The 23,384-nt window shown below is 50.5% G+C and carries 2 protein-coding genes; both read left to right on the top strand.

What is annotated here, in order from left to right:
• The first annotated feature begins 27 nt into the window (after positions 1-27).
• Positions 28-15,639, top strand: a complete 15,612-nt coding sequence (locus ACWJJX_RS11865; RefSeq protein ID WP_454022998.1) for an SDR family NAD(P)-dependent oxidoreductase — start codon at positions 28-30, stop codon at positions 15,637-15,639.
• Between the two features lie 4 nt (positions 15,640-15,643).
• A complete protein-coding gene (locus tag ACWJJX_RS11860) occupies positions 15,644-23,362 on the top strand; it encodes an SDR family NAD(P)-dependent oxidoreductase (RefSeq protein ID WP_454022997.1) in 7,719 nt (2,572 codons plus the stop codon).
• Positions 23,363-23,384 lie beyond the last annotated feature (22 nt).

Raw genomic sequence — 23,384 nt, 5'->3', positions numbered from 1 at the left:
ATTTAATTTTCTTAGGAGGATAAGGTTTTGGGTAAGGGAGACAAACAAAAAGACCGTACACAGTTATCCTTAAGAACAGAAATAAGCAATCAAATGAAAGAATTGAATCGGCTTTTGCTGCAAGTGCTGCGGGTGACGCTGCGTTCAATGGGTCTGACCGGCGAAGCGCCGGCGGCTTCCTGTCTGCCTTTATATGAGCGCTGGCTGGAAGAAAGCATCCGCCTTTTAGACAGCGATCTTAAAAGCGGTGAAACGGCCCCGATTTGGGAAGAGTGGCATAAGAAGAAAAACGAATGGCTGAAAGATCCGGATATGAAAGCGCAGGCTCTGCTGGCGGATACTGTCATTCAAGCTTTGCCTGACATTTTAACAGGCAAAATAAAAGCCACTGACGTGATGTTTCCCGATTCTTCAATGGAGCTTGTTGAAGGAATCTATAAGCATAACATTCTCGCTGATTATTACAACGATGTGCTGGCAAATGAAGCGTGTATTTATGTGGAAAATGTAATTAAAAACAATCCTGAGGCAAACATCCGTCTGCTGGAGATCGGAGCGGGCACCGGCGGAACGAGCAGCACACTGTTTAAAAAGCTCCGCCCCTATCAAAACCATATTCAGGAATACTGTTATACCGACTTGTCAAAAGCTTTTTTAATGCATGCCGAAAAGGAATACGGCGCGGACAATCCGTATTTGACGTATCAGCTGTTTAATGTGGAGAAGCCTGCGGCGGGCCAGGGATTACATCTGAAAACCTACGATATCGCCATCGCCGCAAACGTGCTGCATGCTACCAAAAATATCCGGAAAACCTTACGGACGGCAAAAGCCGTATTGAAAAAAGACGGTTTGCTGCTCGTTAATGAACTGGGCGGGCATACGCCGTTTACACATGTTACATTCGGCTTATTAGAGGGCTGGTGGCTGTACGAAGATGAGGTGCTGCGGATTCCGGGGTGCCCCGGTCTTTATCCGGAAACATGGAAATCCGTTTTAATGGCTGAAGGCTTTCATTCCATTCAATTTCCGGCTGAAAACGAACGTCTGCACACCCAGCAGATTATCACAGCGAAAAGCAACGGAGTCATCAGGCAGAGCAGGGAAGCTTACACCGCGCAAAAGCGCCAATCAAACGTACCGCAAACATCCTCTGATCGTCAGCTCCCCATCAAACAAGCGGGAGAGGGGCTTTCGGAAAAGACAGCGGCTTTTCTGATAAGGGCTGCGGCAAAAGTATTAAAAATGCCGGCAGAAGAGATAAATCCGCTGGCTCCTCTGGATGAATACGGCATTGACTCTATTCTGATCGTTCAGCTGACGAATGAGCTGCGGGATCTCGTCCCTGATATCAGCAGCACGCTGTTTTTTGAATACCGGACGATAGAAGAGCTTGCCGCATACTTGGCTGAAACGAAGGAGCGCGAACTGCATGCGCGATTTTCTGAAGAACTCCCTCATACTGAAGCGGTATCATCCGGCTCTTTGCTTGAAAAAAGCACAGAGTACCTGAAACAGATCGTCAGCGTCATCTTAAAGATGCCGATTGAGGACGTTCAAGCCCATACGCCCCTTGAAGAATACGGAATCGATTCCATCTTAATCGTACAGCTGACCAACCGCGTGCGGGAAGACGTTCCTGATATCAGCAGCACATTGTTCTTCGAGTATCCGACAATCGGCGGATTAGCGGAATATCTCGTCAGCTCAAGACAGGAAGATATGGCTGGGATTTTCAAGACAAATAAAGAAGCCGAAAAGGCGCAGCACACTTTAGAGAAAAAGCAAAGCCGCAAAAAAAGCGCCGGATTGACGAAGCGCCAAGCATCATCTTTTTCTGAAAAAGCGCCGCCCGCTTCCGAACCGCCCTCAAAACACCTTGAAGTGGCAATTGTCGGTCTTGCCGGGAAGTATCCCGGAGCTGAAAATGTTAATGAGTTCTGGGAACGGTTAAAAACCGGTGAACACGGAATCACCGAAATTCCGAAAGACCGCTGGGATTGGCGGGACTACTATGATGAGACAAAAGGTAAGGAAGGCCGGATGTATACAAAGTGGGGCGGCTTTTTAACAGATATTGATAAATTTGATCCGCTGTTTTTTAAAATCTCCCCGAAAGAAGCGGAGCGCATGGACCCGCAGGAGAGACTGTTTCTGGAAACCGCTTATGCGGCCCTTGAGGATGCCGGATATACCCCTGATTCACTATGCGCCGGTAAAAAGGTTGGTGTCTTTGCGGGTGTCATGAACGGCAACTATCCGACAGGGGCCCACTACCACTTTATCCCGAACCGCGTATCCTATGTGTTTGATTTTCACGGTCCGAGCATCGCGGTCGATACCGCATGCTCCTCATCTTTAACCGCCATTCATCTCGCCGCAGAAAGCATCAGAACAGGTGCATCTGAATGCGCGATTGCCGGCGGCGTAAACCTGATTACAGATCCGGTTCATTATATCGGACTTTCTTCTATGAGAATGCTGTCGCCGTCAAACGCGTGCAAAGCGTTCGGTGATAAGGCTGACGGGTTTGTTGACGGAGAGGGCGTCGGCTGTATCGTGTTAAAGCCGTTGAAGAAGGCTGTTGAAGATCATGATCATATATACGGTGTCATTAAAGGAAGCGCTCTGAACGCCGGCGGCAAAACGAACGGGTTCACCGTTCCGAACCCGAATGCACAAGGGGAAGTGATCGCAGACGCGATGGAGCGGGCAGGGATTGATCCGAGAGCAATCAGCTATCTGGAAGCCCACGGCACCGGCACTTCCTTGGGAGACCCGATTGAAATCGCGGGGTTAACCAAGGCTTTCCGCCGCTATACGGATGCAAAGCAATTTTGTTCCATCGGTTCTGTTAAATCCAATATCGGACACCTGGAAAGTGCGGCGGGCATTGCTGCGGTCACCAAAATTCTTCTTCAGATGAAACACGGATATCTGGTGCCGTCGCTGCATTCAAAGCAGCTGAACCCGGAAATTGATTTTGAAACTTCTCCTTTTATCGTGCAGCAGGAAACGGCGGAATGGAGACGGCCGGTCATAGAATCTGAAGGAGTAACACGGGAATATCCGAGAATCGCGGGTACATCTTCTTTCGGAGCGGGCGGGGCAAATGCCCACCTGCTTATAGAAGAGTATGAACCGGCTGAAATGACTTCGGCGGACTTCGGCCGTCCGGCGCTTTTTGTTTTATCGGCAAAAGATAAAGACCGCTTGCGCGAGCGGGCTCTGTTGCTGTCGAATGCCGCCGGAAACGGAACAATTACAGATGCAAATCTGCTTGACGCGGCATTTACCCTTCAAGTCGGCAGGGTCCCGATGGAAGAACGGCTGGCGATGACAGCGGACTCTGTTTCTGAATTGGAACAGAAGCTGACTGCTTTTCTGAATAATGCCGGTTCCGTAAGCGGGGTGTTTACGGGCCGGAGTGATAGTGCTGTCACAGAGACGGAAGGCACAGTCGGTGATTGGATGGAAAAACGTCAATTTGACAGTCTTTTGAATGCCTGGGTCCACGGGGCGCCCGTCGATTGGGCATCTTTATATAAAGGCGCGCTGCCGCATCGTATCAGTCTGCCGTCTTATCCATTTGCAAAAGAAAGCTACTGGATGAAGCGGGAAGAACAAAAAACAGGAACAACTGAATATGTGCATCCTTTCCTGCATGAAAATACGTCAACCTTGGCGGAGCAAAGCTATCATACATCTTTTACAGGCCGGGAACACGTTTTCCACGATGTGAGAGGGGAGCGGGTTCTGTCGGCAGCCGTTTATTTAGAAATGGCGCTTGCGGCTTATCATCATGCGGCAGACAGCTCTGAAGAAAAAGAGATATGGATCCGAACGGCGGCATGGACTGATCCGATTACCGGCGGACATCACGGTGCGGGCGTCAATCTCTCCCTTCTGTCTGAAGACGAGGAAGGCATCCATTATGAAATATACAGTGACGAAGAGAAGCTGCATCATTATGGAATCATCGGGCAAGGGAACATACAGCCATCCCGCGTGCTTGATATTGCCTCCTTACAAAAAGACTGCCGCCCGCTGTCATTCGATTATGAAACACCAAGCACATCAGGTGTAACGATCAGTAAGGAGTTCCGCACCGTTGAAAAGCTTTATGCGGGAGAAAATGCGGTTTGGGCGAAGCTGGCTCTCACAGATGAAAGCGTCCGTAATCCGGGATATCATCTGCCGCCGGAATTTCTGGACGCAGCTTTTCATGTCCTGGCAAAAACGGAGCCATCATTCCATATCGTGCCTGAAGCGGTTGAAGAACTGCGCGTCATGCGTCCGTGCTCATCCGGCATGTGGATGTATATGAATAAAAAGAATCAAACCGGCTGTGACATTCAATTTTGTGACGAAACCGGCACTGTCTGCGCAGAAATCAAAGGGATGAGAATGAGACAGCCGTCTCAGCAGGATCACGGGCAAGAGGAACACTCCGAGATGATGATATTTGAAGAAAGGTGGACGCAGCAGCCTCTGAAGAAATCCATTCATGAAGAGCTGAAAACGGTCATCTGTTTTCTTACGGGAGAAGCTGCCAGAAAACATGCTTATCGGTCTTTACAATCCCTTTATCCGGGAGCCGGCGTGTTTTTTATTTCACAGGGTGAGGAAACTCAAAAGCTTTCAAACACGCATTATCAAATTAAAATCACTGACGGACAAGCATATCAAGAAACGTTTCGGCATATTGAAACGGCTGCAGGCAAGGCGGATGCCGTTTTGTATGGATGGCCGCTTGAAGATGAAAAGGCCGTGAAAGACTATTCCATTCTGTATCATGTGATCCGCGCAGCGGCTTCTTTACGTTCTAAACCGAGGCGAATTCTTCTTTCCGCTCAGTGCGGGACCGATGCCGATATCAATTACGCCGAGTCATGGATCGGGCTGGAACGGTCGCTGAAACTGATCCTGCCGGAGACGGATACGGCCGCGGTTTATTTTGGACAAAAAGGACCGTTTGAAAAGCTGATCCGTAACGTATGTGAAGAGCTTCACAGCGAGTCGTTCCGCAGTGTCATGTACAGTGGGGAAAGCCGTCACGTCATGGAAATGAAGCAGACGGATATTGCCCATGTTGAGAAGCGTGTGATAAAAAGCGGAAAAACGTACTTGATTACCGGCGGATGCGGAGGTTTAGGCTTATTATTCGCCGGATATTTTGCTGAAAAAGGACCGGTTACGCTCATTTTGACGGGGAGATCAGCGGCAGGCGGCCCGGTGCTGAACAAGATAAAGAGATTGGAAGAATCAGGCGCCAAGGTGTTTTACGTGCAGGCGGATGCCGCAGATCAGGCTCAGATGGAGAAAGGTTTGCAAGAAGCGAAAGAGAAAGGATGCGGGCCGATTCACGGTGTCATTCACGCTGCAGGTCTTCAAGGCACTGAAAGCATTCTGGAGAAAGATCTGCAAACCTTTCAGCAAGTCTTATCGCCAAAAGCGGACGGCACCGCGGTGTTAGATCGGGTTCTGTCACGGGAGCCGCTTGACTTCTTCTGTTGTTTCTCTTCTTCTTCAGCGATTTTAGGAGACTTCGGTTCTTGTGACTACGCAATGGGGAACCGCTTCCAAATGGCTTTTGTCCGTCATCGGGATAAACTTGTGAGCCTCGGACTCAGAAGCGGCAAGTCACTTGCAATCAATTGGCCGCTTTGGAAAGAAGGGGGGATGCATGTCGGCACGGCGGAAAGCACCGATATGTATTTAAAATCAAGCGGACAGCGTTATTTATATACAAAGGAAGGACTCGAAGCTTTTGAAACTTTGTTAGTCCAGCCGTCCAGCCAGTATCTCGTCCTGGCCGGTTTTCCGTCGAGGGCCAAACGCTTCCTGCAGATAGATCAAGGCGAACGGCCGATTTCGGGTTCTGTAAATAGGAACGTCCCGTTTTCAGGAAGGCGGAGTGAAATGAAAGGCTTTACACTGGAAGAATGCGTAAGCTGGGATGTGAAGGAACTGGCGGCGGGGCTTTTGAAAATAGACAAGAACAGACTGACGGACGCTGACAATCTGGCTGATTTCGGCTTTGATTCTATCAGTTTGGCGGAATTCGCCTCTTCTTTGTCCGCTCACTACGGAATTGAAGTGACCCCGGCCCTGTTTTTCGGACATTCCACACTGGAGAAGGTCGTCCGCTATTTTCTGACGGAACACAAGTCCGTCATGGAGCATGTCTATGAAGAAAAGAAACCTGAATCCGCAGATCAATCTGTCTTTGAAAAGGCAGGAACGGAAAAGCGAAAGAAGCAGAGGGGAAGAAATAAGCTGAACGCCGGAACCGAGGGCAGTCAGGCAGCTGATTCCATTGCCATTATCGGCATGAGCGGCCGATTTCCTCAGGCGCGCACGGCGGACGAGCTGTGGGACATTCTGTTTCAGGAAAAGGACGTTGTCGCACCGGTCGCAAAAAAAGGCTTCACAAGTTCAAAATGGAAACTCGGCGCTGTACCGGGGGCGGACGAATTCGACCCTTTATTTTTTGAAATATCGCCGAGGGAAGCTGAAACGATGGATCCGAAGCAGCGGCTGCTACTTCAGGAAGCGTGGAGGGCCCTTGAGGACGCCGGCTACGGCGCCAGTCACATCAGGCAGCAGACGATCGGTATGTTTGTGGGTGCGGAAGAAGGAGATTATCACCTTTTAACACAGGACAAAGGCAATGTCACGTCTCATCATAACGGTATTTTGGCGGCGCGGCTGGCTTATCACTTGAATTTATCAGGTCCTGTGATGGCGATAAATACAGCATGTTCTTCGGGGCTCGTTTCTGTCCATCAGGCGGTATTAAGCCTGCAGAATAAAGAGTGCACAACAGCTGTTGCGGCCGGGGTGAATATCATGAATACCCCGGACTTTTTTGAAACGATAGATAAAGCCGGAATGCTGTCGGAAAACGGGAAATGCTTCGCGTTTGATAAAAGGGCTGACGGCATGGTTCCCGGGGAAGCGGCCGCGGCGGTTGTTCTGAAGCCGCTGAGAGAGGCGGAAGAAGATGGTGATCCGATTTACGGGGTGATTCGGGCGAGCGGCATCAATTATGATGGGAAAACAAACGGAATTACCGCTCCGAGCGGCGTCGCGCAGACCCGGCTGCTTACTTCCGTTTATGACCGAGGCCGTATCAACCCTGAAGATATCGAATATATCGTCACACACGGCACGGGGACAAAACTCGGTGATCCGGTGGAAATTAACGCGCTTTATGACGCATTTACTGCCTATACAAACGAAGAAGCATTTTGCGCGCTCACATCAATTAAAACCAATATCGGCCACACGTTTGCCGCGTCAGGCATTGTCAGTTTGATCAGTCTTTTACAGGCATTCTCCCGTGAAATGATTCCCGCCAGTCTGCATTGCAGCGGGGAAAACCGCTATATCAACTGGGAGAAGAGTCCTTTTTATGTGAATAAAACGGGTAAACCGTGGCCTTCTCTGCCGGATAAAAACCGAATGGGGGCAGTCAGCGCATTCGGGATGAGCGGAACAAACGCCCATGTCGTTATGGAAAGCTATAAGCGCAGCGCTTCACCTCATCGGGATGCCCCTGCTTATTTACTGACTTTGTCTGCAAAAACAAAGGAGGCCCTTCAGGAAAAAATCGAAGATATGATCACTTGGGCGGAAAATGGCGGACTGAAAGAAAATGATCTAGCCCAGCTCAGCTATACGTTGCTAAAAGGACGGCATCACTTTAACCATCGCGCCGCCATCGTGGTTCAAGATGCTGATGACGCAGTGTATGTATGGAAGCAGGCAAAGCTTAATGAACATCATCCTTATGTGTTTTCGGGAAAAGTACCGCAGCACTTTGCAGGCCGACAGCATATTCAGGAGCACATAATAGAAGTGCTCGGCAAGTGCAGCGCCTCATATTCTGACCAAAGAAAATATCAGGAACTGTTATGCGTGCTGGCAGATTTTTATTGTCAAGGTTATGAAATCGAAGGGGACTTGCTTTATGGCGGACCTTTGCCGCGAATCGGCAATCTGCCGGGCTACCCGTTTGCAAGGCAGACGTATTGGGCGTCCGATCGTCTTCAGGGAGAGCTTGAAAGCCGGAATTCAGCTGAACGTGAAAAGCTTCACCCGCTGCTCCACGCGAATACATCGACCTTTACCGCCCAGCGCTTTACTTCTGTTTTTTCAGGGCATGAACCGTTTTTTGCTGATCATATCGTCAATGGAAAACCGGTGCTTCCGGGCGCGGCTGCTTTAGAAATGGCCCGGGCCGCCGTTACACTTGCCGCTGAGGACTTGCCGGGCGGGAAAGCGGGTGTCCGGCTCAAACAGATCGTTTGGCTTCGCCCGGTGACGGCGCTTTCTGAAGGCGTGACGCTTCATGTAAAGCTTCAGCCGGAAGAAAACGGAGACATCGCTTTTGAAGCGTATGCCGAAGGAGAAGAGCCGCTTGTCTTTTTCCAGGGAAAGGCCGTGCTCGAAGAGACGGAGCGTGCTCCTGTACTCGATGTGGAGGCGGTTCAGGCGCGCTGCGGCGGCTGGCGCATGTCAAAGGCTGAGTGCTATGAAGCATTCGACAGTCTCGGCATCACCTACGGACCCTCTCATCAGGCGATTGACGCCGTCTATGCCGGAAGCGGAGAAGTGCTCGCGAAGCTCACTCTTCCGCCGTCCGCCCGCGAAGAAAAGGAGCCGTTCATCCTGCATCCGAGTATGCTGGACGCCGCCCTTCAGGCTTCTATCGGTCTCGTGCTCTCAGACGGTTCCGCGTCCGGACGGCCGTTTCTGCCGTTTGCCCTCCGGGATATGCAGGTGTTTTCTGCGTGCCGGGAGACGATGTGGGCGATGCTTTCCTCAGCGGACGGCGCCTATCATATTGAGCTGTGTGATGAAAACGGCGAGGTATGTGTCCGATTGACGGGGCTCACCGCCCGTTTTCTGGAGGAGGAAACGGAGGGAAAACCGCTCTTGCTTCACCCAAAGTGGCAGGAATCACCGCCGGGTGAAGACGGCGGACAAGAAGAGTCTTTCAGATACGTGACGCTGTATGGCGGAATGAACGCTGAGGACATAAACGTCGCCGTATGTGCGGCTGACGGCGAAGGTCCAATTGAAGACCATTATGACGCCTGTGCGGCGGAGCTGTCAGCGATCGTCAAGCGTCTTATCAAAGAAAAACAGAAGGGAAAAACGCTGATCCAGCTTCTTGTCCCCGACAGGGGGGAAGACAATGTATTGGCGGGGCTGGCCGCTTTTCTGAAAACGGCTCACCTTGAACATCCGAAGCTGTACGGCCAAGTCATCCAAGCCGATCCGGACGAGTCAGCATCAGCGCTTCTTGCCAAGCTGAAAGAAAACCGGACGCATCCTGAACAAGCGGAAATCCGTTATGAAGGCGGCAAACGTTTCGTCAGAAACTGGCGTCATCTGCCGGCCCCTCAAAGCGGCGCCGTTCCGTGGAAAGACGAAGGGGTTTACCTCCTTACCGGGGGAGCGGGCGGCATCGGACTGATTTTCGCTGAAGAAATAGCCTCCCGCGTCAAAAACGCCGTCCTCGTATTAACGGGTAGGGCGGAAGCGCTTGATGAAGAGCGCTCCGCCCGCTTACGGCGCTTGGAAGCGTCAGGCGCCCGCGTATTGTATCAACCGGTAGATGTGACAGACAGGGCGGCGGTCATCGCCCTCGTCCGCGGCATACAGGAGGAGCACGGAACACTCGACGGGATCATTCACGGCGCCGGCGTGATCGCCGACAACTACATTCTGAACCAGACAGAAAACGAACGGAAGGCCGTCATGGCGCCGAAAGTGAAAGGGCTTATCAATCTTGATGAAGCAGCGAAAGATGCGCGGCTGGACTTTTTCATTCTGTTTTCTTCCTTGGCGGGAGGCATGGGAAATCCGGGGCAGGCCGGTTATGCGGCAGCCAACGCATTTATGGATGTTTATGCAGCCCGCCGAAACAGGCTCGTGCGGGACAACAAGCGGAGCGGGCAGACCCTGTCCGTCAACTGGCCGCTTTGGGAAGAGGGCGGTATGCGCGTGGACAAAGAGACCGAACGGCTGATGTATGAACAGACCGGAATGAAAGCCATGCGATCGTCATCAGGCATCCAGGCGCTTTATGCCGCTTTTGCCTCCGGAGCACACCAGGTCATGGTGGCAGAAGGCGACGAGAAACGGATTCGCAGCCATATTTTCGATCTGGGCGAAGAACAAAGCGCCGCCGGACAAGCTCCGGCAGAGACAGATGCAACAGATCTGAAAGATCGGGTTCAAGAGAAACTAAAGAGGCATGTATCAGATCTTTTAAAGGTAAGCATGAAAGATATTGAGGCTGACAGCGAACTGACGGAATACGGATTTGATTCGATCATCTTCACTGAATTTACAAATCTATTAAATCGGTCTTACCAGCTTGAGCTCAGCCCGACTATCTTCTTTGAATTTCCGACATTGCGCAAACTGAGCGGCCATTTGATATCTGAATGGAAAGAAGCATTCAGCGGCTTAGAAAGAGAGCGTTTTAAAACCGCTCCAAAAGCCGGAAAAAGAAAAGCTGAAACTCCGGCGGCCGTTCATGTCAAACGGGAAACGCCCGTATCCGTAAAAGGAAAATCAGAAGAAAAAACCGAACCGATAGCCATTATCGGAATCAGCGGTATTTTTCCGCAAGCGAAAGACATAGATGAATTCTGGACACGTTTATCAAAAGGAGAGCATTGCATCACAGAAATTCCCCGGGATCGCTGGGATTGGCGCGAATATTACGGCGATCCGGCAGCGGCTGCAAATAAAACGTCAATTAAATGGGGCGGTTTTATAGATGGAATCGCCGGGTTTGACCCGCTGTTTTTCGGGATATCTCCGAAAGAAGCTGAAATGATGGATCCTCAGCAGCGCCTATTAATGATGTATGTGTGGAAAGCCATTGAAGACGCGGGGTACTCAGCAAAACGGATTGCCGGAACAAAAACCGGCATTTTCACCGGCACATTGGGAAGCGGATATCAAACCTTAATCAATAAGGCGGGTCTTCCTGTCGAGGGGTATACGATGACCGGAATCGTGCCGTCCGTCGGGCCGAACCGGATGAGTTATTTTCTTGATATCCACGGGCCGAGCGAGCCGGTAGAAACCGCTTGTTCAAGCTCTTTAATCGCCATTCACCGCGCGGTAAAAGCCATTGAAACGGGAGATTGTGATATGGCGGTCGCAGGGGGCGTCAACACGATCGTCACGCCTGAAGGCCATATCGGTTTTCAAAAAGCAGGCATGCTCAGTGAAGACGGACGCTGCAAAACATTTTCTGATCAGGCTGACGGTTATGTCAGAGGAGAGGGTGCCGGCATGATTGTCTTGAAAAAGCTTTCAGAGGCTGAGCATGACAGGGATCACATCTACGGCCTCATCCGCGGTACAGCGGAAAATCACGGCGGACGCTCAGCGTCACTTACAGCGCCGAATCCGCAGGCTCAGACGGATGTGCTGAAAAGCGCTTATCAAAAAGCCGGTATTCACCCGTCAACGATCACTTATATAGAAGCGCACGGAACAGGTACGGCGCTCGGAGATCCGATTGAAATCAATGCATTGAAAAAAGCTTTCCAAACAGACGGGGCTCCGGGCGGATATTGCGGGATAGGCTCAGTGAAGACAAATATCGGACATTTGGAGCTCGCAGCAGGTATTGCGGGCGTTATCAAAGTATTGATGCAGCTGAAACATCGGACGCTCGCCAAAAGTCTGCATTGCGAGAACATCAATCCCCATATCAAATTGAAGGACAGCCCGTTTTACATTGTGACAGAAACAAAGGAGTGGGAAGCGCTGCGTGATGAAAACGGCCGGGTCCTGCCCCGCCGGGCGGGTGTAAGCTCATTCGGTTTCGGAGGTGTCAATGCGCATATCGTTATTGAAGAATACATGGGCAAAAGTGAGACGGAACAGCCGGAAACCCGTGAGAAAGCGTCATCTCTTTTTGTTTTGTCGGCTAAAAATGAAGAGCGGCTGAAAGAAAGAGCGCGTCTCCTCCGGGATTTTATCCAAAACGGATCATCCCGCCATATCGATCTTGCAGATGTTGCATACACACTGCAGACCGGACGGGACGCAATGGAAGCGAGGCTGGGAATCATTGCAGGCTCCGCAGAGGAACTGACTGAAAAACTGAACGCGTTTCTGATGGGAAAAAACAGCGAAGATATCATCAGCGGGCGTAAAAAACGCGAGAATAACTCGATCTCCATGTTCTCAGACGATGAAGACGCTGCTGACCTCGTCAGCGCCTGGATTGAGAAAAAGAAATACAAGAAAGTGCTGCGGCTCTGGGCAAACGGATTTGACACGGATTGGGAGCAGCTGTATACGGACAGTAAGCCGCGCCGCATCAGCCTGCCCTCCTATCCGTTCAGAGCAGACCGCTATTGGGTGCCGAAACGGGAGCAGCTGCCGCTTTCGAATCAAAAAACAGTATTATTGCAGAAAACATGGGAGCCTTCCGAGGCAGTGTCTTCATCCGAGCCATTCAGCAAAATAGCGCTCATCGTTTCCGAGGATACAAAAGACCTTGCCGCCGAGGTGAAAAAACAGCTGAACGATGCTGACATTGTGCAGGAAAATCAGCTCATCTCTTTCTTACAGGATCCGAATGCGGCCATCTATTCCGGGTTTATTGACTTCACCGGCTGCGGCTCCCGGCAAAAGCGGCAGGACATCAGCTGGGTGGCATCGCTGCAGCAGCTGATTGAATACGGCCGCGGACAAGAAAACATGAAAATGCTTTATCTTACAAAAGGGCTTGAATCCTTCAAAAATAAGGCGGCCGCTATGCATGGTATCGAGAAAGCGGGGCTTTATCGCATGCTGCGGCACGAATACAGCCATATTCTCACCTGTCACGCCGATATTGATCCTGAAGAGCCGCTGGAGCAGACAGCCGCTTTTATTAAACAAGAAATTGAATCAGACTTAACGGAATCTGCTGTTTGCTACAGGGACGGCATGCGCTTCAGCTATGTTCTTCGGCAGACTGATCAGATTGAACCAGAAGCCGTGCAAACAGACCGGACTGTGTTTCCAAAAGACGCCGTCCTGATGATAACCGGAGGAACGCGCGGACTCGGCGCTTTATGCGCCAAGCATTTCGTTTCCGCATACGGTGTGAAGAAACTGCTTCTGACAGGCAGAAAGGAGCTGCCGCCGAAAACCGAGTGGGATCTTGAGCAAACAGACCCTGTCGTTTCGGAAAAAATACAGCTTATCCGAAAGCTGGAATCACAAGGCGTAAAAGTGTGCGTCTCTACAGTTGATCTGACGGATAAGCAGGCTGTCGGACGGCTTATAAAAGAGGTAACCACAACGCTCGGACCTGTCGGAGGCATTCTGCATTGCGCGGGAATTGCGGACCGTGAAAACCCTGCTTTTCTCCGCAAATCCAAAGACAGTATCGCGCGGGTGCTCGCACCGAAAGCAGACGGCCTTCACAGTCTGTATGAGAGTGTAAAGGATGATGCGCCGGCATTTTTCGTCCTGTTTTCGTCTGTCTCGGCAGCCGTCCCGATTCTTGCGGCGGGTCAGAGCGATTATGCGATGGCAAATTCTTATATGGACTATTTTGCAGAAAACAATGAGAGCGGCATCATGAGCATACAATGGCCGGCATGGGATGAGACGGGCATGAGCAGGGATACAAAAAGCGGGATGTATCAGCAAACGGGATTGCTGCGTCACTCTGACGCGGAAGGTCTCAAGATGCTTGATTACATTTTAAGAGAAAGACCCGGAACCGTCGTGCTGCCGGCACAAGTGAAACATGATTGGGACATCAAAGCGCTTGAAAACGCCAAGCCAGCCGCCCATAAAGGAATGAGAACAGCTTCCAAACCTCCTGAAACAAAAAAACGGGTCCATAACCGGACTGATATTCAATCTTGGCTGAAGTCGCTTTTGGCAAAAGAGCTGAGTATCGATGAAACGCATATGGATATCGATGTGCCTTTTCAGGAATACGGAATGGATTCTATCTTTCTGGCGCAAGTGCTGACAAAGATCGATCAAAAACTGCCGTCCGTTTCAATTGATCCGACTGTCCTTCTGGAACACCCTACCATAGAACAGCTCGCGGATTATTTAGCCGCACATTGTCCGGAAGCTTTTTCGGCAGATGCAGCGGTTCCCGCGGAGAAGATCCCTTTGCAGAAGACGCCGAAACAGAGCAAAAAAACGGCAGATAAGCCCGGGAAACGGGGAAAGGTTGCGATCATCGGCATGGCCTGTCATTTTCCGAAAGCGGGGGATATAAAAGAATTTTGGAAGAATCTCCGCAGCGGAACGGATGCCGTCACTGAAGTTCCGCCGGACAGATGGAACGCCGGAGAACACTATCAGCCGGGTGAATATCAAGAAGGAAAAAGCATCAGTAAATGGGGAGGTTTTATTCACGATATTGATCATTTTGACCCGGAGTATTTTAATATTTCAGAAACGCTGGCACCGATGATAGACCCGCTGCAAAGGCAGTGGCTCGAAGTGAGCGCGGAAGCTTTGGCCGATGCGGGTTATCAAAAAGAGGATCTCTGGGGCCGCCGTATCGGCGTTTTTGCCGGTGCAAGGGCAGGTGCGTTTCATCAGAAATTTCAATATTTGCAAAAAGACGCGATTATTGGCGCGGGGCAAAATTTTATTACCGCACATATGGCGCACATTTATAACTTTACAGGGCCCAACCTGGTCGTGGATACGGCCTGCTCCAGTTCGCTTACGGCAATTCATTTGGCTGTGCAGGCTATTCAAAATGGAGAAGCGGAGGCGGCCTTTGCGGGCGGGGTTGACATTTTGCTTGATGAAAAACCTTTTCTCACAATGAGCGCGGCGAGAATCTTATCGCCAAATGGCCGTTCAAAATCTTTCGATGCCGATGCGGACGGAACAGGAATCGGAGAGGGCTGCGGTGTGCTGATGCTGAAGCCGCTCGAAAAAGCGATAGAAGACGAAGATAAAATATACGGCGTTATTGACGGCTCTGCGATAAATAATGACGGCAGCACAATGGGGGTGACGACGCCGAATCCCCGGGCGCAGCAGGACTTGATTGAGCAGGCGGTTCAATCAGCGCAAATCGAGCCGGACACCATGACATACGTAGAGACTCACGGAACCGGTACTTTGATCGGCGACCCGATTGAATTAAAAGGATTAACCAATGTCTTGTCTGCTTATTCCGATGAAAAACAATTTTGCGGTGTAGGGAGCGTCAAAAGCAATATAGGCCACTTGCTGAGTGCGGCGGGCGCGGCGGGAATCATCAAAGTTTTGCTGGCGATTGCCAATGAAGAACTCCCGCCGACTTTGCATTGCCATAAACCGAACCCCCGCTTTCAATTTCATGATTCGCCGCTTTATCCTGTGCTTGAGCTGAAGCGGTGGGACGGAAAAAAAGAGATACTCAGGGCCGGCGTCAGCGCGTTCGGTTTGGGCGGGAATAACGCCCATATCATTGTCAGCAACGAAGGAATTCCGAGAGAACGAAAAGCGACCATGGAACCGAAAGGCGGCCAGACAGTATACCGAAAACAGCGGTATTGGCCTGAAAAAGCACAGTTGTCCGAAGCGGAAGAAAATGAGGCGGGCACAGAAGCAATGTTTGAAATAAGCGAGGTGTGATAGATTGGCAGTTGCCACCGATCAAGTCAAAACGTTCCTGCAGAAAATCAGCCATACGAATTATATCGTCCGGGATCATCGCGTTCATCAAATCCGCGTCCTCCCGGGCGTGACTTTAATAGATATGCTGTATCGGCTCGCCGCCGGGTATCTCGGTGAAAGGCCTATAGAATTAAGACAGATTATTTTTAAGCAGCCTGTTGTAACATCTGAAGAGTTTGATAAACACCTGTATGTCACCTTTACGCCGGAGCGTGACAGCTGGAAAGTTGAGATCACAAGCGAAAAAGCAAAAAACGGCACACCGCTTGGCGGAAAACGGGATGAGAATATGGAATGTCAGCTTTATTTGCAAAAAGACACGCCCCGGGCAAAAGAACTGAATATTGAAGCATTCATGAAAAACGCAAGCCGAAAATGGGACATGCATGAGATTTACGGAATTGCAAGAAGAAGCTATATTGAGCATGGCGAGTTTATGAAAAATGAAGGGGCTGTTTATCAGCTTCAGGATAAAGAAGAATTAATGGAGCTCACTCTGAGTGATTTGGCTGAAGGATTCCGGGAGAAATTTAAGGCGCATCCGGCTTTTTTAGATGCGTCCACCCTTGCCGGCTCTTCCTTTGCATTGTCGGCCCAAAAGCAGAATGACACACCTTATATTCCTTTTATGATTAATCGTTTTTGCATATATCAGCGGTTTCCGAAAACGATTTACACTTATTCTGCGAAAAACAGCCGCACTGAAAGCGGCGCATCAGATAGCGAACCTGATTTTTATTCGGCCGACTTCACGATTTACGACAGGGCAGGGAACGTATTGGCCGAATGTGAGAAACTGACAGTAAAAAGGGTCAGACAAGCGAATATGATTACCCATCTGATAGACAAAGAGAAGCCGCCTCAGCAGAACAGAAGCGGCCGTGGAGAGCCCGAAAGTCCTGTGGCCGCAGAAGATGTGTCTGAACAGCAAACGCCGGAACAAAACATGGTGACTTACATCAAGTCGGAAATCGCCAGGCTGATCAATCGTCCGGCACAGGCTATTGATGTGCGGAAAGGCTTTTATGATATGGGGCTTGACTCGGCGCATTTGCTGAAGCTTGTAAAGATATTAGAGCAGACTTTTCAGCAGCAGTTTTATCCGACACTGCTTTTTGAATATTCATCTGTCCGCCGCCTTGCGGATTACCTTATCAATGAAGCGGGCTGTGTGCTGAAAGATTCGGCCGAAGAACGGCATACATCAGACGCTGACACTGCTGATGAGGTTCTGTTTTTTGAACCCGCCTGGAAAGTTCATCCGCTGGAAACGGCGGTGCAGAACGGGCAAAAACACACCCGTCATCTCATTATCGCTGCCGATGCAGGAGCCCGTCTCACCGGTGAACTCGGCACATATTGCCCGGAAGCGGAAGTGATAGAACTGAAAAGGGAGCATGAGGTTGCAGATGAGCAGTTTGAAGCAGATGCCGAGCGCATATTTCGTATGCTCAAACGGGAACTGACAGACCATCCGAAAGAACATACATTGATTCAGCTTGTATGCGCCGTTGAGAATGGAGCGGCATTGTCTTCCGCTCTCGGGGCTATGCTGAAAACGGCCCATCTGGAAAATCCGGCTCTTCGCACTCAGGTGATCACCTTCTGTGACAAGAATGAGAGATTGCCAAGTGAGACGGCCGCAATCATTAGAACAGAAGCAGACTGCTCTCATGCAGGCTGCACAGACATTCGGTATAAAGACAATATGCGGCAGATCAGATTGTTCGAACGTATTGAGAAACCGGACGGGCAGACACAGTCTCCTTGGAAACAAAACGGCGTATATGTCATTACAGGAGGCCTCGGCGGTCTTGGATTTCTGCTTGCCCGTCACCTTGCAGAAAAAGAAAAGGTGAAGCTCGCACTCATCGGCCGTTCGCCGGAACAGTCTGAGAAGATCAGCAGACTGAAAGCATTGGGAGCGGAAGTTCTTTACGTTCAAGCGGACATCGGCAGCAAAGCCGAAACAGAGCGGGCATTTGCTCAGATTACAGAAACTTTCGGCCGGCTGACGGGCATTTTTCATTGCGCCGGTGTTTTAAAAGACCAATTTATCATCCAAAAAGACAGTTCTGACTTGAAGCGGGTGTTCCTGCCGAAAATCAGCGGCCTGATTCATGCGGACGAAGCTTCACAGCATGAACCGCTTGAATTTTTCGCCGCATTTTCCTCATTCTCGGCGTTGACCGGAAATGCGGGCCAGACAGATTATGCCGCAGCGAACGCTTTTATGGATGAATATATGAAATATCGCGATTGCAAAGCGGAAAAAGGCGAACGGACAGGGGCTTCTATGACGATCAACTGGCCGCTTTGGGAAGATGGCGGCATGCAGGTTGACAGCTTGATGAAAGAGATCATGAATGATGCAACCGGCACCAGCCCGCTTCCGGCCGGGGAAGGGATGGCTTCACTTGAATATATGCTGCGTCTCGGCAAGCTGCAATCCGTTATTTTATACGGGAAGGAGCCTGCTGTAACTGAAAGCATGGCCCGATTGGTTCCGATGGCAGACAAGAACCGCTCTTCATTATCCCATGCAGCTGTCAAGAGAAGAAGCCGTAAACAAGAGAGACATACAGAAGAGCACGATATTGCCGTAATCGGATTGGCGGGAAGATATCCGCAGGCGGAAAGCATCGATGAATTTTACCAAAATCTGCGCTCAGGTAAAGACTGTATCACAACAATGCCGAAAGACAGATGGAAAGGTTATCCTTTCTCATATGAAGCAGATCAGTTCTACCGTTACGGAGGATTTTTAAATCGCATAGACAGCTTTGATCCGCTGTTTTTCAATCTGACTCCGCGCCAGGCTGAAATGATGGACCCGCAGGCACGGCTGTTTTTAGAGACGGCTTGGGAAGCTTGTGAAGATGCCGGTTTTTATCAGGACAGAACGGCGCGCGGGCCATCTTCACAAAATAGAAAACGCGTCGGGGTATTCGCAGGTGTGTTTTGGAGCCATTATGAGCTGTTCGGCGCTGAAATCACACAGCGGGGCACACCGCTGTCTATGGGCGTGACGCCTGCCTCCGTTCCGAATATCGTGTCTCACTGCCTGAACTTTACAGGGCCGTCAATGGCTGTTGATACGATGTGCTCTTCTTCGCTCACATCCATACATTTGGCATGTGAAAGCATTAAAAGGGGGGAGTGCGAATTCGCCATTGCCGGCGGTGTTAATGCGGTCACACATCCGCATAAATATGCGTTTTTGGCGAATGCCGGATTTCTGTCTTCAGAAGGCGTCTGCAAAAGCTTCGCCGACGGCGGTGACGGCTATGTGCCGGGAGAAGGCGTCGGCGCGGTGTTACTGACAACCGTTCAAGAAGCGGAAAAGATGGGCTGTCCGATATATGGCGTCATAAAAGGCTCCGCTTTAAACCATGTCGGAAAAACATCCGGTTTGACCGTGCCTGATCCGGCATCACAGGCGGAAGTCATTACAGATTCCTTTCAGAGTGCCGGCATTGATCCGGAGACATTGAGTTATATTGAAGCTCACGGAACGGGTACGTCTCTGGGTGATCCGATTGAAATTGAAGGGCTGAGCCGCGCTTTCCGCAAATGGACAAACAAGAAGCGGTTTTGCGCCATCGGCTCTGCCAAATCAAATATCGGCCATTTAGAAGGAGCCGCCGGAATCGCCGGATTAACAAAGGTGCTTTTGCAGCTGAAGCATGGAGAAATCTTTCCGTCATTGCACGCGGACACGCTGAATCCCTATATTCCATTTCCGGATACGCCGTTTTATGTGGCGGACCGGCTGGAAGAATGGGAACGGCCGTCACATCCTGACCAGCCGAGAAGAGCGGGTTTAAGTTCTTTTGGCGCCAGCGGGAGCAATGCCCATTTTGTCATAGAGGAATATCTGCCGCCGCAGGCTGAAAAGAAATCGGTGAATATACGGGAAGACGAGCCGGTTCTGTTTCTGCTTTCGGCAAAAAATGAAGAACGGCTATTGGAATATGTCAAACGGTATGCCCGCTTTTTACGGGAAAAAGAAGTCAACCTTAAAGACCTGGCCTACACGCTTCAAGCTGGCAGAGAAGCGATGCCTGAACGGCTGGCATTGATCGTTACATCCGTTTGCGGCCTGCAAGCGAAACTGAAGGATGTACTTGAACGAAAAACGGAAATTGAAGGGTGTTTCCGCGGACGTGCTCAAGATGATATTTCAACAAGTGGAATGGCCGAACTTTTGAAAAACAAGCAATATTCCAGATTGCTCACTGAGTGGGCAAAAGGAGCCGCCGTTGACTGGAACCAGTTATACGAAGGAGAGAAGCCGAAACGGGTCAGCCTTCCTGTATATCCGTTCGCGAAGGAGCGGTATTGGGTGCCTGTGCCTGCGGATATCCGGAAACAGACAGACGAACCGGCGGAAAACCAAAAGATCATTCTTCAAAAAGACTGGAAGCAGCAAGATCCGGCGGAGTCTGAAGCCTTATCAGGAACAGTAATGATACTTGCAACTGATAAGACGAGCCGATTGGCCGATGCTCTATTTAAAGGAAACGGCCATATTGAAACGATCTGCATCATCCATCAGGCAAAAGACGGCGCCGATTATTACGCTGCCGCATCGGGGCGAAACCTTTACGGCAGAGTGCGGGAGTCTCTTCAAAACAAACAGATACTCGGGGTCGTCGACATAACCGCATATGATGCGGAATATGAACGGCGGGAAGAGATAGAACACGGAAAGCTTGCCTTTTTACAGCAGGCTCTTGAATCATTCCATCATAGCGGCGCTGTGTTCAGCCAAGTGACACACCGCCTCCAGCCTTTCAAGGAAAGTAAACCTCTGATGCAAGGGGCGAAAACGGCGGGGCTGTACCGGATGCTGGGCGCTGAGTATACCAACATACATTCTTTTACGATAGATAGCGATTGTGAGATTGAGCATACAGAAGAATTAAGCAGACAGATTGAGACTGAATTTTTACAGCCGCGGGCCAAAAGCGGCAGTGAATGCTGCTACAGGCTGAATCGCCGTTATGTGCCGTTTCTGAAGCAGGGTACGAATGTGTCTGCGGCGCCTGAGCTTTCCTATTCGTCTGATGATGTGCTGTTAATAACGGGCGGATCGCGCGGGATCGGCGCAATTGCGGCGGATCATGCCGTTTCACGCGGATGCAGGAAACTGGTCATCATGGGGCGGGAGCCGCTTCCCGATTCCTCAGAGTGGGCAGACATGAAAAAGGACGGCATTCTCCCGGAAAAAGCCGAGCGGATGCAGAGGTTAGCCGAGCGGGGCGCGGAGATCTGTTATTACAGCGTTTCTCTTACGGATCAAAAGGGGCTCCGGAACATGACGGACAGCATCCGCGGCACGATGGGACCGATTACCGGCGTTTTTCATTGCGCAGGTGCAATGGGAGAACACCCCGCTTTTTATAACAAAACCGAAACTGAAATCGAAAGCGTTTGCACGCCGAAAGTAACTGGGCTTTGCGGTCTCTATGAAGCCGTTCAGAATGAGCCGCTGTCGTTTTTTATTTTGTTCTCATCCGTTTCGGGTCTGATTCCTTCGCTTGCTGCGGGGCAAAGTGACTACGCGATGGCTAATTCATTTATGGACTCTTTTGCAAATCATCAGGCAGGTAAAGGAAACGTGTTTGTTAAAGCCGTTCAATGGCCCGTCTGGAAAGAAACCGGCATGGCTGAAGGCCTGCCGGAAACACCTGCTTATCAAAAATCAGGACTTTCCAGGCTGTCTGCCGAAGACGGACTGAAGTTTTTAGATTACATCATATTAAACGGACAAAGCTGCGGAATTCCGTGTGTTCCCGAAGACAGTAAGGCTGATTTTGGTGATCTTCTGAAGGTGAAGAAAACTGAAGCGCCCATGAAAAAAAGCACTGCCGGTGACCAAAAGGTGAAGGATATGATTCGTCAATGGGTGCGCACCGTTTTCAGCGAAGAACTGAAAATGACGGATGAGCAGATAAAAGATGATATGCCGTTTGATGAATACGGGATTGACTCAATACTCTTTGCGGAATTGGTTCAATCATTGCAAAAACGGATCAGCATAAAGTTAACACCGTCCTTAATGCTTCAATATCAAACGATTACAGAAATGGTTGACTATTTCGCAGCGCATCATGAAACCGATTTTGTGACAAAAGAAAATGGTTTCGTTCAAGACATGGACGTCCAGCCTGATGTAACCGCCGCCGCTGAAGAGAGAACATCCATGAAGCCGAAAGCGGATACCGAAGACGATATTGCCGTCGTCGGCATGTCCTGCCGTTTTCCGGGGGCGGGCGGAACGGATGCTTTTTGGGAGCTGCTGATGAAAGGGAACACCGCCATCCGGCCTGTCCCCGCATCGCGCTGGCATGCAACAGCACATGCAAAGGATTATGCGGGGTGGATTGATGATATCGACATGTTTGATGCGGGCTTTTTCGGCATCTCTGAAAAAGACGCGGCAATTATGGACCCGCAGGCGCGGATCATATTAGAAGAAGCGGTTCATTCCGTTTATGATGCCGGGTACGGACAAAAGGATTTGTCGGGCCGGAAAGTCGGCGTATACATCGGCGGCAGGGCGCAGCCTTCAGCCGGTATGGAACATATCCTGCAGGCGCCTAATCCGATTTTGGGGGCGGGGCAAAACTATTTGGCGGCCAACATTTCACGATTTTTTAATGTCACAGGGCCGAGCCTTGTCGTGGATACAGCATGTTCCTCAGGGCTGATCGGGCTGTCCTTTGCAAAAGACGCCCTTTTGGCCGGAAGGATTGACGCGGCCTTAGTCGGTTCGGTGAGTCTGCTCTTATCTCCATCCGCGCACCGGTTATTCGGAGCGCGCCATATTTTAAATGAGAACGGTGTGTTTCATATATTCGACCGTGAATCAGCGGGAGAAGTGCTCGGAGAAGGAGCGGGGGCGGTTTTTATCAAGCGATTGAGCGATGCGGTGCGGGACGGAGACCGTATTTACGGCGTCATAAAAGCCGTCTCGGTAAACAATGACGGCCGGACGCTCGGTCCCGGTTCACCGAATATAAGGGCGCAGAGAGACGTCATTCAAACTGCGCTTAATATGGCGGAAAAGTCGCCCGAAGACATCGGATATATAGAAGTGAACGGAGGCGGTTCCCCAATCGTTGATTCGGTGGAAATCAAGGCGCTCTCAGATGTCTATCAGCTGAACCGGAAAACGCTTCTGCCCTGCCGGATCGGATCAGTGAAACCGAATGTAGGGCATTTGCTTCTGTCTTCAGGTATTGCGGGCTTCATCCGATGTGTGCTGAGCGTCTATCATAAGCGGATTCCGCCTTTCTTATCAGCGCGTGAGCCATTTGAACATTATGACTTTGAAGCGTCGCGTATTCATTTTAATCGTGAACCCGTTGATTGGCATTCAGAGAAGAAACCCCGCGTCGCAGCTCAGAGTTCATTTCCTGACGGCGGGACAAATGCTCATATCCTCGTTGAAGAATACAGAGGTGAAAGGCAGCGGGAATATCACCGGGCGCCCCAGCCGCCGGAATTCAGAAAAAAACACTACCCGCTTTTGGGCGGCTGGAACAGCACGGAAAGTGAACCGGAAAAAACAAGTAATGAAAAAACGGACATTGCGGATCTTTTAAAGAAATATGAGAAAAAAGCAGAGACAAGCACTGCACCTGCAGACTCGTTTTGGCAGGTGACAACGTGACGTTTTTAAAAGGGGACTAACC

The organism is Bacillus sp. YH3-2-B2 (assembly GCF_053663335.1).
The sequence above is the reverse complement of the archived record's forward strand: the minus strand, read 5'-3'. Positions and strand labels throughout refer to the sequence as shown.